A 15135-nucleotide genomic window follows, 5' to 3' on the forward strand; every position below is an offset into this window, starting at 1 on the left:
AGTACCAAGTCCGCGTGGCGCGAGTGACGGGGCTCGAACCCGCGACCTCCGGCGTGACAGGCCGGCGCTCTAACCAACTGAGCTACACCCGCCCGCGAACTTGTGTGGCGGGAAATACGGGGGCCGAGGCACCCTGTCAACCCGCTGTCACCAACGCCGCGAATAGACAATCACGGGCGGCGGGGCCAGGAACGCCGCCAGGGCGATCGAGGCCCAGAGCGCCTGGGTCTCCGCCGCCTGCAGCTGCAACTCCCGCTGGAAGGCCCGTTCCTCCCGCACTTCCCGGTCGAGTTGCCGCAGCCAGCCCTGCGCCTCCCGATCCCCCCGGGAGGCGGCGAGGCTCAGCCAGCTGCGCGCTTCCGTCAGATCCTGGCCCATGGTGTCGAGACCGGTCATGTAGAGCCGCCCGACCGCCTTCTGCGCCGGGAGATAGCCACCTTGCGCGGCCTGACGCATCCAGCTGAGCGCGTCGTAGAGCTGGCGCGGCACGCCATCGCCCCGGAAATACATCAGGCCCAGATTGTACTGCGCCTCCGGCACGCCGTTCTCGGCGGCGACCGTCAGCCAACGCGCCGCCTCCCCGGCATCGCGCGCCACGCCCTGGCCGGAGCGATGCATCATGCCGAGATTGTAGGCCGCCTGTGCCACCCCGCCCTCGGCCGCCGCCACGGTCAGCCGCACCGCCCGCCCACGGTCGCGCCGGCCGCTTTCCAGCATCTGCGCCAGGCGGAACTGCGCCCAATGATGGTTGGCCTCCGCCGCCTGCTCATACCAGCGCATCGCCTCCGCCGGATTCCGACCCCGCCCCCCGAGCCCGAATTCCAGAACCTGCCCCATGCGATAGGCGGCGCGGGCATCCCCCTCCCGCGCCGCCTGCTGCAACTCGGCCGGATTTTCGCCGCGATACAGGTCGGGATCAGCCTGACGCTCGCCGCGCCCATCCACCGGCAGTGTGGTGTTGCGCAGCTGCTCCGTCGGGACCACGCGGCAATCCTCTCCGGCGCGGCAGATCTGTACCGTCTGGCCGAAGCCCCCGCCGGTCCGCGGCGGGGTCTGCTGCATGCAGGCCGTCAGCACCAGCGCCAGCGACGCCGGGACCCAACGCCCCGCGATCATCGAACCCGCAGCCTGCCACCCGTGCCGGAACCGCCGCGGATTTCCTGCGCCCGGTAGTTGCGCACCGCGACAACCAGCTTGTTGTAGGAATCGACGAAGGCGGCGACGGTGGCCTGCCCCTGCGGCGTCCGTTGATAGGCGCTCAGCGCGCCACCCGCGCCGCCACCCGTACCAAGCCCGAGCCCGGCAAGGCCACCGGCCAGGTCATTGGTGGTGGAACTGCCCTCGGAGGCCGCGACCTGCACGCCACTGCGAATATCGAACAGGGACATGGTCACGCTGGTGGAGCTGGTGCGCATCGCCGCCCCGGCGATGCCGGCCGCCAGGCCACCCCAACTGCCACCGAAGCCGCCCAGGCTGCCCGCGATCCCACCGGTGTTGGATCCGGCGAAGAGAATGGCGGGCTCCAGGAAGTAGTCGGCCGCCACGCGCTGGCCACGCTGCTGGTTGGACCCCGCGCGGAACTCGCCGGAGCGCTGGCGCGCCGTGATCCCGGTCATCCGGGATTCGAGGCGGTCATTCCCCATCGAGGTGATCATGAAGCAGTTGGATTGCTGGATGACCAGCCGGACCATCGGCTCGATCGTGGTGATCTGGGTGGCCTGGGTGAAGGGGCCCCACCAGGCCTGCTGGCGCCCATCATCCACGGCGAGCGTGCCCATCGTCTCCGGGCAGCGTTCCAACCCGCTGGCGCCCACACTGGTCGACCCGCCCGCGGCGCCCGTCACCGGGCCAGACGCGGTGCCTTGAGTGACGCCCTGCACACATCCGCCAAGAGCCAATGCGGACATCACGGCAAAAGCCACATTCAAACGGGGAAGAAGTGCCGTCACTGGAGAACTCCGATTCCTGTTCAGATGCCCAGCCGGCGACAGCCGCTGCGCCGCGGCGATTCTAACAGAGGAGAAATCCGTGATGATAGGCGCTTGATGCGCAAGGGCATCATTTTCCCGCCCGCGTGGACGGTCATGAAAGGAGGCCTGGGCGCTGACGGGATCGAACCGCCGACCACCTGTGTGTAAGACAGGCGCTCTACCGCTGAGCTAAGCGCCCCAGGCGTGGAGAATGGCCTAGCCGCCCGGCGCCGCGGCGCCAAGAGGCCCTGAAACGGAAAAGGGCCAGCCCCTGCGGGCCAGCCCTTCCCTCACGCAATCCTGGCGGAAGGTCTCAGTTCACCGCGTCCTTCAGGCTCTTGCCAGCCTTGAAGCGCACCGTGTTGGTCGCCGGAATCTCGATCTCCTCGCCGGTCCGCGGGTTGCGGCCCTTGCCGGCCTTGCGCTTGGAGGTGCTGAAGGTGCCGAAGCCCACCAGCCGCACTTCGGTGCTGGTCTTCAGCGCCTTCTCGATCGCATCGAACACCGCGTCGAGCACGTCGCTCGCCTTGGCCTTCGGAATGTCAGCAGCCTCCGCAACCACGGCGACCAGATCCTGCTTGTTCATGTGGGCTCCCTTTCAGGTTCCTGTTCATTTCGCATCGTCGAACGGGCCCGAATCACGCCCCGCCATGGCGGCACACTAGGAGCGGCGTTTCGGGGCAGTCAACGCCGGGGCGCCCGATTTTCGGCGGATATCCGCCAATTCTTCGACAGAGCCACGCCGGGAATGCATGGCATCGCGCGCAGCGCTGGAAGATTGCGCCGCGGTTAGAATTTTCAGCCCAAAAAAGGGAAAGGCGCGCACCTTTCGGTACGCGCCCTGCCCTCAACATGATCCAGCCGGTTCAGTGCGGTCGCACAGCCGCCCCGTCGCCCGGCGCACCGCCCGCGGCAGGCGCCGGCTCGGCCGGCTCTTCCCAGGTGATTGCTTCCGGCTTGCGCACCAGCGCCTGGGAGATGACCTCATCCGCATGGCTGACGGCGATGATGGCGAGCCCCTTCTTCACATTGTCGGGGATCTCGGCCAGGTCTTTTTCATTCTCCTTCGGGATGAACACCGTGGTGACGCCCGCGCGCAGCGCCGCCAGCAGCTTCTCCTTCAACCCGCCGATCGGCAGCACCCGGCCGCGCAGCGTGATCTCGCCGGTCATGGCGATGTCCTTGCGCACCGGAATGCCGGTGAGCACGGAGACGATGGAGGTCGCCATCGCCACGCCGGCGGAAGGCCCATCCTTCGGCGTCGCGCCTTCCGGCACGTGCACGTGGATGTCCCGCTTCTCGAACACCGTCGGCTTGATGCCGAAGTTGATCGAGCGGCTGCGCACATAGGACAGCGCCGCGGAGACGCTTTCCTGCATGACGTCGCCGAGCTTGCCGGTCGTCTTCACCGCGCCCTTGCCCGGCAGCACCACCGATTCGATGGTCAGGATCTCGCCGCCCACCTCGGTCCAGGCGAGACCCGTGACCACGCCCACCATGTCCTCCGCCTCGGCCTCGCCGTAGCGGAACTTGCGGACGCCGGCGAACTTCTCGAGGTTCTTGACGGTAACGGCGACCTTCTTCGCCTTCTTGGAGACGATCTCCTTCACCGCCTTGCGGGCGATGCCGGCCAGCTCGCGCTCCAGATTGCGCACCCCCGCTTCGCGGGTGTGGTAGCGGACCATGTCGTGCAGCGCCTCGTCCGAGATGCTCCACTCGCCCTTCTTCAGGCCATTGGCCTCGCTCACCTTCGGCAGCAGGTGGCGCTTGGCGATCTCGACCTTCTCATCCTCGGTGTAGCCGGGGATGCGGATGATCTCCATGCGGTCCAGCAGCGGCTGCGGCATGCGCAGGCTGTTGGCCGTGGTGACGAACATCACGTCGGACAGGTCGTAGTCGACCTCCAGGTAATGGTCGTTGAAGGTGCCGTTCTGCTCGGGGTCCAGCACCTCCAGCAGCGCGGAGGACGGGTCGCCGCGCCAGTCGGCGCCCAGCTTGTCGATCTCATCCAGCAGGAACAGCGGGTTGGACGACTTCGCCTTCTTCATCCCCTGCAGAACCTTGCCGGGCATGGAGCCGATATAGGTCCGCCGGTGCCCACGCACCTCCGCCTCGTCCCGCACGCCGCCGAGCGACATGCGCACGAAATTGCGGCCGGTCGCCTTGGCAATGGACTTGCCGAGCGAGGTCTTGCCCACGCCGGGGGGGCCGACGAGGCACAGGATCGGCCCGCGGATCTTCGAGCTGCGAGACTGCACCGCCAGATACTCGATGATCCGTTCCTTGATCTTGTCGAGCCCGTAGTGGTCGGCATCCAGCACCGCTTCAGCCGCGACCACGTCATTGCGGATGCGCGACTTCTTCTTCCACGGGATCGACAGCATCCAGTCGAGGTAGTTGCGCACGACGGTGGCCTCGGCCGACATCGGCGACATGGTCTTGAGCTTCTTCAGCTCCGCCATCGCCTTGTCGCGGGCCTCCTTCGACAGCTTGGTGGCCTTGATCTTGGCCTCCAGCTCGGCGGCCTCGTCCTTGCCTTCCTCGCCCTCGCCCAGTTCCTTCTGGATCGCCTTGAGCTGCTCGTTCAGGTAGTATTCGCGCTGCGTCTTCTCCATCTGCCGCTTGACGCGGCTCCGGATGCGCTTCTCCACCTGGAGGACGCCGATCTCCGATTCCATATGCGCGAAGACGCGTTCCAGGCGCGGGCCGACGCCGACGATCTCCAGCAGTTCCTGCTTCTCGGAGATCTTCAGGTTCAGGTGGCTCGCCACCGTATCGGCCAGCTTGGCCGGCTCCTCGATCTGGTTGATCGAGACCAGCACCTCCGGCGCGATCTTCTTGTTGAGCTTGATGTACTGCTCGAACTGCGCGACCACGGTGCGGGCCAGCGCCTCCAGCTCCCGCCCCTCGGGCTTCGGCTCCTCCGCCGTTGCGGCGAAGGCTTCGAAATAGGGTTCGGTGCCCTTATAGGCGTCGATCTTCGCGCGGCGGCCGCCCTCGACCAGCACCTTCACGGTGCCGTCCGGCAGCTTGAGCAGCTGCAGCACCGTGGAGACGGTGCCGACCTGGTACAGGTCCTCCGCCCCGGGATCGTCCTGCGCGGCGTTCTTCTGCGCGACCAGCAGGATCTGCTTGTCGTCGCGCATCACCGCTTCCAGCGCGCGAACGGATTTCTCGCGCCCGACGAAGAGCGGCACGATCATGTGGGGGAAGACGACGATGTCGCGCAGCGGCAGGACGGGAAGCAGCTCGCCGCGGACGGGTTCAGTGGGATTGGCCGCCATATCGGACCTCACTTTGGACGATCGGCGCGGAAACCGCCCCCAGGATGATCCCCCCTGGGGTCCTGGTTATCGGCACGGTTCCCGGCGCCACGGGATTGTCAAACAGATGGCCCCCCTACCCCACCATCACAAGGCGAGCCCCATGCGGGGTCCTCATGCCAGGGGGGCCATCCAAGGCCGGGCCCATCGGCCCGACCCATCGTTCAGCCCGCAGATTGCTCCGCGGGGCGTTCACCATAGATGAACAGCGGGCTGGCACGGCCTTCGGCCACCTCGCGGTTCACGACCACCTCCTCGATATCCTCGAGGCCGGGCAGGTCGAACATGGTGGAGAGCAGGATCGCCTCCATGATCGAGCGCAGGCCGCGCGCGCCGGTACGGCGCTGGATGGCCCGCGTCGCCACGGACTTCATGGCGTCCTCGGTGAAGGTGAGCTTGGCCCCCTCCATCTCAAACAGCCGCTGATACTGCTTCACCAGGGCGTTCTTCGGCTTGGTCAGGATCTCGATGAGGGTCTTCTCATCCAGATCCTCCAGCGTCGCGACCACGGGCAGGCGGCCGATGAATTCCGGGATCAGGCCGAATTTCAGCAGATCCTCGGGCTCGACCTCCTTGAGGATCGCACCCGTGCGCCGCTCATCCGGCGCCCGCACCTCGGAGCCGAAGCCGATGCCGGAACCCTTGCCGCGGGAGCCGATGATCTTCTCGAGGCCCGCGAAGGCGCCGCCGCAGATGAACAGGATGTTGGTGGTATCCACCTGCAGGAATTCCTGCTGCGGATGCTTGCGCCCGCCCTGCGGCGGCACGGAGGCGACGGTGCCCTCCATGATCTTCAGCAGCGCCTGCTGCACACCCTCGCCCGACACGTCCCGCGTGATCGACGGATTGTCCGACTTGCGGGAGATCTTGTCGACCTCGTCGATATAGACGATGCCGCGCTGGGCGCGTTCCACATTGTAGTCGGCGGCCTGAAGCAGCTTGAGGATGATGTTCTCGACATCCTCGCCGACATAGCCGGCCTCGGTCAGCGTGGTGGCGTCCGCCATGGTGAAGGGCACGTCGAGGATGCGGGCCAGGGTCTGCGCCAGCAGCGTCTTGCCCGACCCGGTCGGGCCGATCAGCATGATGTTGGACTTGGCGATCTCGACCTCGCCGGCCTTCGCCCCATGCGCCAGGCGCTTGTAGTGGTTGTGGACCGCGACCGAGAGCACCTTCTTCGCATGGTCCTGGCCGATGACGTAATCATCGAGGACCTTGCAGATCTCGCGGGGCGTCGGCACGCCGTCACGCGACTTGACGAGGTGCGTCTTGTGTTCCTCGCGGATGATGTCCATGCAAAGCTCAACGCATTCATCGCAGATGAACACGGTTGGTCCGGCGATAAGCTTCCGGACCTCATGCTGCGACTTGCCGCAGAACGAGCAATACAGGGTGTTCTTCGAGTCGCCGGACTTGCTCATGCGCGCTCCGAAAGCCTCAAGCCGCGACCGCCTGGCAGGCTGACCGCGCGGGACGCCTGCCCCCCGGCCGGGGGGCGGGAAACAAAGGAATATAGCCCCGCAAGCGCGCGGGGGAAAGTGCCACCGTTCGGGTGACGGCGCGGCACATTGCCGCGCCCCGCCCCCGGGGGGTTCAGATCTTCACCGGATCGGCCGGCGGCAGCGGGCGCTGCTCGACCACATGGTCGAGAAGGCCAAAATCCCGGGCCTCCTCGGCCGTCATATAGGTATCGCGCTCCATCTTGGCCTCGATCTCCTCGATCGGCTGGCCGGTATGGTGCACGTAGATGCGGTTCAGCCGCTCCCGCGTCTTCAGGATCTCCCGCGCCTGGATGGCGATGTCCGTCGCCTGGCCCTGGGCGCCGCCGGAGGGCTGGTGGATCATCACCTGGCTGTTCGGCAGGGCGTAGCGCTTGCCCTTGGCACCGGCGGTCAGCAGCAGGCTGCCGGCGGAGGCGGCCATGCCGACGCAGACGGTGGAGACCGGGCTGCGGATGTACTGCATGGTGTCGTACATCGCGAGGCCGGCGGTCACGACGCCGCCCGGGCTGTTGATGTAGAAGGCGATCTCCTTGTTCGGGTTCTCGCTCTCCAGGAACAGCAGCTGCGCGCAGACCAGCGACGCCACCTGGTCGAAGATCGGCCCGGTCAGGAAGATGATCCGCTCCTTCAACAGGCGCGAATAGATGTCATAGGCCCGCTCACCCCGTGCCGTCTGCTCGACGACCATGGGGACGAGGGAGCTGTTGTAGAATTCGACCGGATCGCGGTCACGCATGGTGGTCCCTTTCATGCCCTTCCGTCGCCGGCATGGGCGCATTCCCCTGACTGGGTTCCCCCGACTGGGCTGACCCGGTTCCCCGTATCGAGGCCGCAGTCTGACAGCGAATCTCTGCCATTCCGTTTAAGATGGGGAAAGCGGCGCCCGCCGCAAAGCCCCCCCTCGGATGCACCGCCCGCAAGGAGCGCGGAACTGGTGCGGCAGGGTGGCAAAAGCAAGCGGGGCGGGCCATCGGCGCCGCCCCGCGGGTCGATTCGGAAGGGTCGAAAACCCTTATTCCGCCTGGGTCGTCAGCTCGGAAGGGGCCACCTGGTGGTCGGTGACCTTGGCCAGCTCCAGCACGAAATCGACCACCTTCTCCTCGAAGATCGGCGCCCGCAGCCCCTCGATCGCCTGGGGATTCTTGCGGAAGTACTCCAGGACCTCCTTCTCCTGCCCCGGATAGCGGCTGGCTTCCTGGCGCATGGCGTTGGCGATCTCGTCGTTCGAGACCTGGATGTTGTTGGTGCGGCCGATCTCGGACAGCAGCAGGCCCAGGCGGATGCGGCGCTCGGCGATGGCGCGGTAGTCCGCCTTCAGCGTCTCCTCGTCCTTGCCCTGGTCGTCGGCATCGAGCTTGCCAGCCTTCAGGTCCTGCTCCACCCGCTGCCAGATCTGGGCGAACTCGCCCTCGACCATGCCGGCCGGCACTTCGAACACCGCCTTCTCGGCCAGCGCGTCCAGCAGGGCGCGCTTCACCTTCATCCGGGCCAGGGCGTCATATTCGCCCTGCAGGTTCTCGATGACCTTGGCGCGCAGCGCGGCCATGTCCTCCAGCCCCAGGCGCTTGGCGAATTCGTCGTCCATCTCCGGCAGCTTCTTCACTTTCAGCGCCTTGGCGCTGATCGCGAAGACCGCGTCCTTGCCGGCCAAGGCGGCGGAGCCGTATTCGGCCGGGAAGCTGACGGAAATGTCCTTCTGCTCGCCCGGGCTCATGCCCTCCAGCTGCTCGGTGAAGCCGGGGATGAAGCCCTCGCCGGCGACCTCGACAGGGGTATCGGTCGCCGTGCCGCCCGGGAAGGGCTCGGACAGGCTGCCATCCTCGTTCTTCGTGCGGCCCTCGAAATCAACGACCAGCACATCGCCCTTCACGGCCGGGCGGGCTTCCGCCACATCTTCCGTGGTGGCCAGGCGGCCGGCCATGGTGGCCAGGAATTCGTCCACCTGGGCGTCTTCCGGGGTCGCCTTCTGGCGGTCCAGCGCGATGGAGGCGAAATCCGGCATCGGGATCTCGGGCAGCAGCTCCAGGTCGATCTTGTATTCCAGATCGGCGCCGTCGCTGTAGTTCACCAGCTCGATCTTCGGCTGCATGGCGGGCCGCAGGCCACGATCGGCGATCACCTGGCGGGTCGCGTCATCGACGGACTGTTCCAGCACCTCGCCGGCCACGGCCTGGCCGTAGCGCTGCTTGACCACGGCGGTGGGCACCTTGCCGGGGCGGAAGCCAGGCAGGCGCAGGTCGGCGCCCAGTTCCTTCAGGCGCTTGTCGCGCTTTTCGGCGAGGGTCGCGGCCGGGACGACGACCTGGAACGCCCTTTTCAGCCCCTCGGCGGGAAGCTCGGTGACCTGCATTTTGGACCTTCTTCATGCACAGAGGCGCCCATGACGGGCGCAAGACGCTTTGAGGCCCGCCCCGTTACCGCCCAAGGGCGCCGGGGGCAATGGGGATCGGCCCGAAACCGGGCCAGGCCGGGGCCGCCCCCGGGCCAAAAGCGGCGAAAATCCTGCGGGCGGAGGGACTCGAACCCCCATGACTTGCGCCACTGGAACCTAAATCCAGCGTGTCTACCAATTCCACCACGCCCGCGCGCCTGGCCGCTACCTATCCGCCCGGCGGCCCGGCGCCAAGCGGGTCTTCGCAGCTATCCGCGCAGCACCGCCGCGGCGCAGGCATCCAGGATCGCCGCCGCGTCCAGACCATAGGCATCATAGAGGTCCGGCAGGTCGCCACCCTGGCCGAAGCGGTCGACGCCGAGCGGCACCACGCGCTGGCCGCGCACCGAGCCCAGCCAGGCATGCGCCGCCGGATGACCGTCCAGGATCGTCACCAGCGCCGCATCGCGGTCGAGCGGCGCGAGCAGCTTCTCCACCACCGATTCGCCCGGCCCGCCCTGGCGTCGCGCACGGCCCTGGGCCAGCCAATCGGCATGCAGCCGGTCCGGGCTGGTGATGGCGAGCAGCCCGGCATCGGGCATATCCTCCCGCACCGCATCGAAGGCCTCCCGCGCCTCGGGCGCCACCGGCCCCTGATAGGCGATGGCCAGCTTCGCCCCGGGGCCGGGCGGCACCACCCAGTAGCCGCCGGCGATGACAGCCTCCGCATCCAGGCGCCGCTCCGGCTGGGCCAGGGCGCGGGTGGACAGCCGGAGCCAGACGGAACTGCCCTCCGGCTTCTGCATGTGGTCGAAGGCGAAGCGCATCAGCACCGCCAGCTCATCGGCATAGGCCGGCTCATAGGCCGCCAGCCGGTCCTGGGCGATGCCCAGCAGCGGCGTGTTCACCGACTGGTGCTGGCCGCCCTCCGGCGCGAGGGTCAGCCCGGAAGGCGTTGAAACCAGAAGAAACCGCGCATCCTGGTAGCAGCCATAGATCAGCGCATCGAGCCCGCGGTTGACGAAGGGGTCATAGACCGTGCCCACCGGCAGCAGCCGCGCGCCGTACAGGGAATGGGACAAGCCCAGGGCGCCCAACAGAAGAAACAGGTTCTGCTCGGCGATGCCGAGTTCGATATGCTGCCCCTCCGGCCCCATGCCCCAGCGCTGCGCGCTGGCCAGCTTGGCATCCCGGAACACGTCGTTCTTCAGATGCCGGTCGAAGATGCCACGCCGGTTCACCCAGGGGCCGAGATTGGTCGAGACGGTGACATCCGGGCTGGTGGTGACGATGCGCTCGGCCAGTGGGGCATTCGCCCCCTGCCCGCGCCCGATCTCGGCCAGGATTTCGCCGAAGGCGGCCTGGGTGGACATCATCCGCCCGGGCGGAATCCGCGGCGCCGGCAGCGTGGCGGGCACCGGGATCAGCGGCGAATCCAGCCGCCGCCCCTCCGGCGCCAGCGGCCTGGCGAAGGGGATGGACTCGAGGAAGGCCTGGATCTCGGCCTCCGGCAGGTCCAGCCCCTCGAAGCGGTCCCATTCATGGCCGGGGCGGATGCGCATGACGTCCCGGAAGGTCGCCATCTGCTCCTTCGTCATCAGCCCGGCATGGTTGTCCTTGTGCCCGGCGAAGGGCAGGCCCATGCCCTTCACCGTATAGGCGATGAAGCAGGTCGGCTGGTCGCCCGCCGCATCGGCGGCCCGGAAGGCCTCGGTCAGCGTCTCGATGTCATGGCCGCCGAGATTGGTCATCAGCGCCGCCAGCTCGTCATCGGTCAGCGGGTCGATGATGGCGCGCACCCCCGGCACCCGGCCCAGCTCGGCCAGGATGGCGTGGCGAAAGGCGGCCCCGCCCTGGAAGGTCAGTGCGGCATAGAGGCTGTTCGGGCAGTCATCGATCCAGCGCCGCAGCGCCTCCCCCTCCGGCCGGGCGAAGGCGGCTTCCAGGCGGCGGCCATATTTCAGGGTGACGACGTTCCAGCCCATATCGCGGAACAGGCCCTCGATCCGGCCGAACAGGCGGTCGGGCACCACGCTGTCCAGGCTCTGGCGGTTGTAGTCCACCACCCACCAGACGTTGCGGACATCGTGCTTCCAGCCCTCCAGCAGGGCCTCGTAGATATTGCCCTCATCGAGTTCGGCATCGCCGACGATCGCCACATGCCGCCCGGCCGCGATCTCCGGCCGCCCCAGCCCGTGCAGCCGGACATAGTCCTGCACCAGACTGCCAAAGGTGGTCAGCGCCACGCCGAGGCCGACGGAGCCGGTGGAGAAATCCACCTCCGCCCCATCCTTCACGCGGGACGGATAGGGCTGGATGCCGCCGAACTGCCGCAGCGTCGACAGCTTCTCCCGCGCCTGCCGGCCCAGCAGGTAGTTGATGGCATGGAACACCGGCCCGGCATGCGGCTTCACCGCCACCCGGTCCTGCGGCCGCAGGATCTCGAAATACAGCGCCGCGAGGATCGAGACGGAGGAGGCGCAGGAGGCCTGGTGGCCGCCCACCTTCAGCCCATCCCGATTCGGCCGGATGTGGTTGGCGTGATGGATCATCCAGGCGGAAAGCCAGAGCAGCTTGCGTTCCAGCGCGTGCAGCACCGCCAGACGGTGCGACAGGCCCTTCACCTGCGGCGCTTTTTGAATCGGACGTTCTACGGTCAAGTGTCGGCCCTCCCGGGTCGGTTATGCGGCCAGGATAGGCTGGGCAGGCCACGGCGCGAAGCACAGCCGCGCGCGGCGGGGTGGGCAGACCCGTTCACGGCGATGTGTTGTCCGAAGCCGGATCGGTCGTCGCCATGCTATTGTCTATTGGCGTCCCACTCGGCGATCTGACGCCGACCGCTCGCCTGCCGGAATGAAATCGAAATGGCTACATGACCTGGACCCAGGCCGCCTTCGGCCGCATCACGCTTGGCCTCACCGCGCTGGGCTTCGTTATCCTGCTGGCGATCGGCGTCGGCCTCGTCTGGATGGTGCAGGAAACCCGCGGCTATGCGTCAGCGGTGGTGGCGACGCAGCAGATCCGGGTTACCACCGCCGAGGTGTTCAGCTCCCTCCAGGATGCGGAGACCGGCCAGCGCGGCTATCTGCTGACCGGCGACGCGGCATATCTGGAGCCCTACCGCCAGGCCGAGGCGCAGCTGGATTCGGAGCTTGAGAGGCTGGCCACGCAGGTCGCCGCCGATGGCGGCAATATCCCTGTCCAGGAGGAGTTGCGTTGGCGGATCGAGGCCAAGCTGGCCGAACTGCGCCAGACCATCGAGTTGGCCGAGTCCGGCGACATGCCGGGCGCCACCGCCCTGATGCGCGACGGCCGGGGCAAGACCCTGATGGATGACGTCCGGCAGGTGCTGAATGGCATCGAGCAACGCACGGCGGCGCGGCAGGAGCGACGCAGCGCGAGCATGGACCGCGCCGGCCGCATCCTGCTCCTCGTCGCCGCCAGCGGGCTGGTGCTGATCGCCCTGGTCAGCCTCGGCACGTTGCGTGTCGCCATGCTCTATACGCGCGAACTTGAATCGGCCCAGGCGGCGCTGCGGGGCTCCAATGCCGGGCTGGAGCAGCGGGTCGCCGCCCGCACCACCTCCCTGATGGCGGCGAATGAGGAAATCCAGCGCTTCGCCTATATCGTCTCCCACGACCTGCGGGCGCCGCTGGTCAATGTCATGGGCTTCACGCAGGAGCTGGAGACGGCCATCGAGGCGGTGCGCGGGCTGGTGCAGCGCGCCGGGACCGAAGCGCCGTCCCTCGTTACGCAGGAAGTGCGCGACGCGGTGGAGGAGGATATCCCGGAAGCCATTGGCTTCATCCGCTCCTCCACCAACCGCATGGACCGTCTGATCGGCGCCATCCTGGCGCTGTCGCGGGAAGGACGGCGGCGCCTGGCGGAGGAGCCGGTGGCGGTCCAGGGGCTGCTGGAGGGCATCGCCGCCAGCCTTCAGCACCAACTGGACCGCGCCGGGGCGGAGATCACCCTGCAACCGCCCTTCCCCACCCTGCGCACCGACCGGCTGGCGCTGGAACAGATCCTCGGCAACCTGCTCGACAACGCCACCAAGTACCTCGACCCGGCCCGCCCCGGCCGCATCCTGCTGCGCGCGCGGCGGGAGGCGGGGCTGAATGCCATCGACGTCGTCGACAATGGCCGCGGCATCGCCGCGCGCGACCACGCCCGGGTGTTCGAGCTGTTCCGCCGCTCCGGCCCCCAGGACCAGCCTGGGGAGGGTATCGGCCTGGCCCATACCCGCGCGCTCGCCCGTCGCATGGGGGGTGACATCCGCCTGACCTCGACGCTCGGCGTCGGCTCGACCTTCACCCTGCTGCTGCCGGATGCGCTGCCCGCCCCGGACCCGGCGCCCGCATCCCAGACCGAGGAATTGCCCGCATGAACGTCTCCGCCCAGGCCGTCACCATCGTGATGATCGAGGATGACGACGGCCATGCCCGGCTGATCGAGAAGAACCTGAAGCGCGCCGGCGTCTACAACGACGTGCTGCACCTGAATTCCGGCACCGCGGCGGTGGAGCATCTGTTCGGCCCCGGCCGGCAGGGCGGCGCGCCGGTGCTGGTGCTGCTCGACCTCAACCTGCCGGATATGAGCGGCATCGACATCCTGGCCCGGCTGAAGGCGGACCCGGTGCTGCGCCTCGCACCTGTGATCGTGCTGACGACGACGGATGACGACCGGGAAATCCGGCGCTGCTATGAACTCGGTTGTTCCGTCTACATCACCAAGCCGGTGAACTACGAAACCTTCGCCCAGGCGGTCCGCCAGCTCGGGCTGTTCCTCGCCGTCATCCAGGTTCCGCCCACAGCCCCATGACCCCCCCCGCCAGTCCTGCCACCTCCCGCATCCTGTATATCGACGACGACGCGGCGCTGTGCCGCCTGGTGCAGCGGGCGCTTGGCCGGATGGGGCATGAGGTGGTTACCGCGCATGGTGGCGAGCAGGGCGTCGCCCTGGCGCGGCAGGGCGGCTTCGCGGCGATCTGCCTCGACCACTACATGCCCGGCGCCGATGGGCTGGAAACGCTGGCGGAACTTCGCGCCCTGCCCGACCCCGCCCCCGTGATCTTCGTGACCGGGGCGGATGAGACCCGGGTGGCGGTGGCGGCCCTGCGCGCCGGCGCCGAGGACTTCGTCGTGAAGACGCCCGGCGAGAGCTTCCTTCTGCTGCTGCACCGGGCGATGGAAGGCGCCGTCGGCCGGGCCTCGATGCGCCGCCAGCAGGCGGAAGATGCCGCCGCGGTGCGGGAAGCGCGCGACCGGGCGGAGGAGCTGGCCGCCAGCCGCGCCCTGCTGTTGCAGGAGGTGAACCACCGCGTCGCCAACAGCCTTCAGATCATCGCCAGCCTGACCCGGCTTCAGGAAGGCGCGGTGGCCGACCCCGCCGCGCGCGCCGCGCTGGCCGCGGTGCGCCACCGCATCGCCGCCGTGGCCCAGGTGCATCGGCGGCTCTACACCTCCGCCGATGTGCGCTCCGTCGCGCTGACGGACTATCTCGGCGGGTTGCTGGCGGAGATCGGCCGCAGCGTGGAGACGGCGCGCATCGACTTCACCGGGGCCCCGCTGGAAGTGCCGCCGGATCGCGCCGTCTCGCTCGGCGTCATCCTTTCCGAGCTGGTCACCAATGCGCTGAAATATGCCTATCCCGACATGCCGGAAGGCGGGCCGATCCGCGTCACCTTGGCACAAGAAGGCGATGCGGGCGTGCTGCGGGTGGAGGATGACGGCGTCGGCGGCGCGGGGGCGGAGCAGGTCTCCGGCACCGGCCTCGGCGGGCGGATCGTGCATGCCATGGCGGGGACGATCGGCGGGCTGGTGGAGTTCGCCGGCGGGCCGGGCTCACGCGTCACGGTGCGGTTCGGGCTGGTCTAAGTTCAGGACCCATAAAGGGGTTGCGCGGAAGGCCTGATCTGTGAGTCAACCTGCCTGTGGAGGCGGGGCATACGATGGGCGATCTCTTCTGGC

11 protein-coding genes and 3 tRNA genes are annotated in these 15135 nt (G+C 68.1%); 3 read left to right on the plus strand and 11 right to left on the minus strand.

Going from position 1 to position 15135, the window contains the following annotated elements:
• Positions 1-15 precede the first annotated feature (15 nt).
• The 11 genes from JJQ90_RS25440 to JJQ90_RS25490 form a co-directional block, all read right to left on the minus strand.
• Positions 16-92, minus strand: a tRNA-Asp gene (locus tag JJQ90_RS25440).
• Positions 93-147: 55 nt separating this feature from the next.
• Positions 148-1116, minus strand: a complete 969-nt coding sequence (locus JJQ90_RS25445) for a tetratricopeptide repeat protein (RefSeq protein ID WP_216879110.1) — start codon at positions 1114-1116, stop codon at positions 148-150.
• A complete protein-coding gene (locus JJQ90_RS25450; RefSeq protein WP_216879111.1) occupies positions 1113-1778 on the minus strand; it encodes a hypothetical protein in 666 nt (221 codons plus the stop codon). The genes JJQ90_RS25445 and JJQ90_RS25450 overlap by 4 nt, the downstream gene beginning before the upstream one ends.
• A gap of 319 nt (positions 1779-2097) precedes the next feature.
• A tRNA-Val gene (locus JJQ90_RS25455) sits at positions 2098-2169 on the minus strand.
• Between the two features lie 114 nt (positions 2170-2283).
• Positions 2284-2556, minus strand: a complete 273-nt coding sequence (locus tag JJQ90_RS25460) for an HU family DNA-binding protein (RefSeq protein ID WP_216879112.1) — start codon at positions 2554-2556, stop codon at positions 2284-2286.
• A 280-nt stretch (positions 2557-2836) separates the two neighbouring features.
• Positions 2837-5254, minus strand: a complete 2418-nt coding sequence (lon, locus tag JJQ90_RS25465) for an endopeptidase La (protein WP_216879113.1) — start codon at positions 5252-5254, stop codon at positions 2837-2839.
• 203 nt (positions 5255-5457) lie between these two features.
• Positions 5458-6714, minus strand: coding sequence for an ATP-dependent Clp protease ATP-binding subunit ClpX (gene clpX, locus JJQ90_RS25470; RefSeq protein WP_216879114.1), 1257 nt, complete (start codon positions 6712-6714; stop codon positions 5458-5460).
• Positions 6715-6886: 172 nt separating this feature from the next.
• Positions 6887-7531: an ATP-dependent Clp endopeptidase proteolytic subunit ClpP gene (clpP, locus tag JJQ90_RS25475; protein ID WP_216879115.1), complete on the minus strand. Its 645-nt coding sequence runs from the start codon at positions 7529-7531 to the stop codon at positions 6887-6889.
• 276 nt (positions 7532-7807) lie between these two features.
• Positions 7808-9145: a trigger factor gene (gene tig / locus JJQ90_RS25480; RefSeq protein WP_216879116.1), complete on the minus strand. Its 1338-nt coding sequence runs from the start codon at positions 9143-9145 to the stop codon at positions 7808-7810.
• A gap of 153 nt (positions 9146-9298) precedes the next feature.
• Positions 9299-9380, minus strand: a tRNA-Leu gene (locus tag JJQ90_RS25485).
• A 55-nt stretch (positions 9381-9435) separates the two neighbouring features.
• Complete coding sequence (locus JJQ90_RS25490) at positions 9436-11826, minus strand: 1-deoxy-D-xylulose-5-phosphate synthase N-terminal domain-containing protein (protein WP_457851897.1); 2391 nt, start codon at positions 11824-11826, stop codon at positions 9436-9438.
• A gap of 212 nt (positions 11827-12038) precedes the next feature.
• On the opposite strand from JJQ90_RS25490, the gene JJQ90_RS25495 reads away from it, so the two are divergent.
• Genes JJQ90_RS25495 through JJQ90_RS25505 form a run of 3 tightly spaced genes read left to right on the plus strand, consistent with a single transcriptional unit; the run spans position 12039 to position 15042 of the window.
• On the plus strand, positions 12039-13553 hold the full coding sequence (locus JJQ90_RS25495; RefSeq protein ID WP_216879117.1) for a sensor histidine kinase: 1515 nt from the start codon (positions 12039-12041) through the stop codon (positions 13551-13553).
• Positions 13550-13987, plus strand: a complete 438-nt coding sequence (locus tag JJQ90_RS25500) for a response regulator (protein WP_216879118.1) — start codon at positions 13550-13552, stop codon at positions 13985-13987. The genes JJQ90_RS25495 and JJQ90_RS25500 overlap by 4 nt, the downstream gene beginning before the upstream one ends.
• Positions 13984-15042 (plus strand): sensor histidine kinase, encoded by a 1059-nt coding sequence (locus JJQ90_RS25505; RefSeq protein WP_216879119.1) that lies wholly within the window; start codon positions 13984-13986, stop codon positions 15040-15042. The genes JJQ90_RS25500 and JJQ90_RS25505 overlap by 4 nt, the downstream gene beginning before the upstream one ends.
• Positions 15043-15135 lie beyond the last annotated feature (93 nt).

The organism is Falsiroseomonas oleicola (genome assembly GCF_019029495.1).
In the GTDB taxonomy this organism is placed as follows: Bacteria; Pseudomonadota; Alphaproteobacteria; order Acetobacterales; family Acetobacteraceae; genus Falsiroseomonas; species Falsiroseomonas oleicola.

Bases quoted from the DNA above. Each gene is read 5' to 3' on its own strand.
- JJQ90_RS25495 (WP_216879117.1), top strand. From the start codon at position 12,039: ATGACCTGGACCCAGGCCGCCTTCGGCCGCATCACGCTTGGCCTCACC.
- tig (WP_216879116.1), bottom strand. From the start codon at position 9,145: ATGCAGGTCACCGAGCTTCCCGCCGAGGGGCTGAAAAGGGCGTTCCAG.
- lon (WP_216879113.1), bottom strand. From the start codon at position 5,254: ATGGCGGCCAATCCCACTGAACCCGTCCGCGGCGAGCTGCTTCCCGTC.
- JJQ90_RS25505 (WP_216879119.1), top strand. From the start codon at position 13,984: ATGACCCCCCCCGCCAGTCCTGCCACCTCCCGCATCCTGTATATCGAC.
- JJQ90_RS25450 (WP_216879111.1), bottom strand. From the start codon at position 1,778: ATGGGCACGCTCGCCGTGGATGATGGGCGCCAGCAGGCCTGGTGGGGC.
- JJQ90_RS25445 (WP_216879110.1), bottom strand. From the start codon at position 1,116: ATGATCGCGGGGCGTTGGGTCCCGGCGTCGCTGGCGCTGGTGCTGACG.
- JJQ90_RS25500 (WP_216879118.1), top strand. From the start codon at position 13,550: ATGAACGTCTCCGCCCAGGCCGTCACCATCGTGATGATCGAGGATGAC.
- JJQ90_RS25460 (WP_216879112.1), bottom strand. From the start codon at position 2,556: ATGAACAAGCAGGATCTGGTCGCCGTGGTTGCGGAGGCTGCTGACATT.
- clpX (WP_216879114.1), bottom strand. From the start codon at position 6,714: ATGAGCAAGTCCGGCGACTCGAAGAACACCCTGTATTGCTCGTTCTGC.
- clpP (WP_216879115.1), bottom strand. From the start codon at position 7,531: ATGCGTGACCGCGATCCGGTCGAATTCTACAACAGCTCCCTCGTCCCC.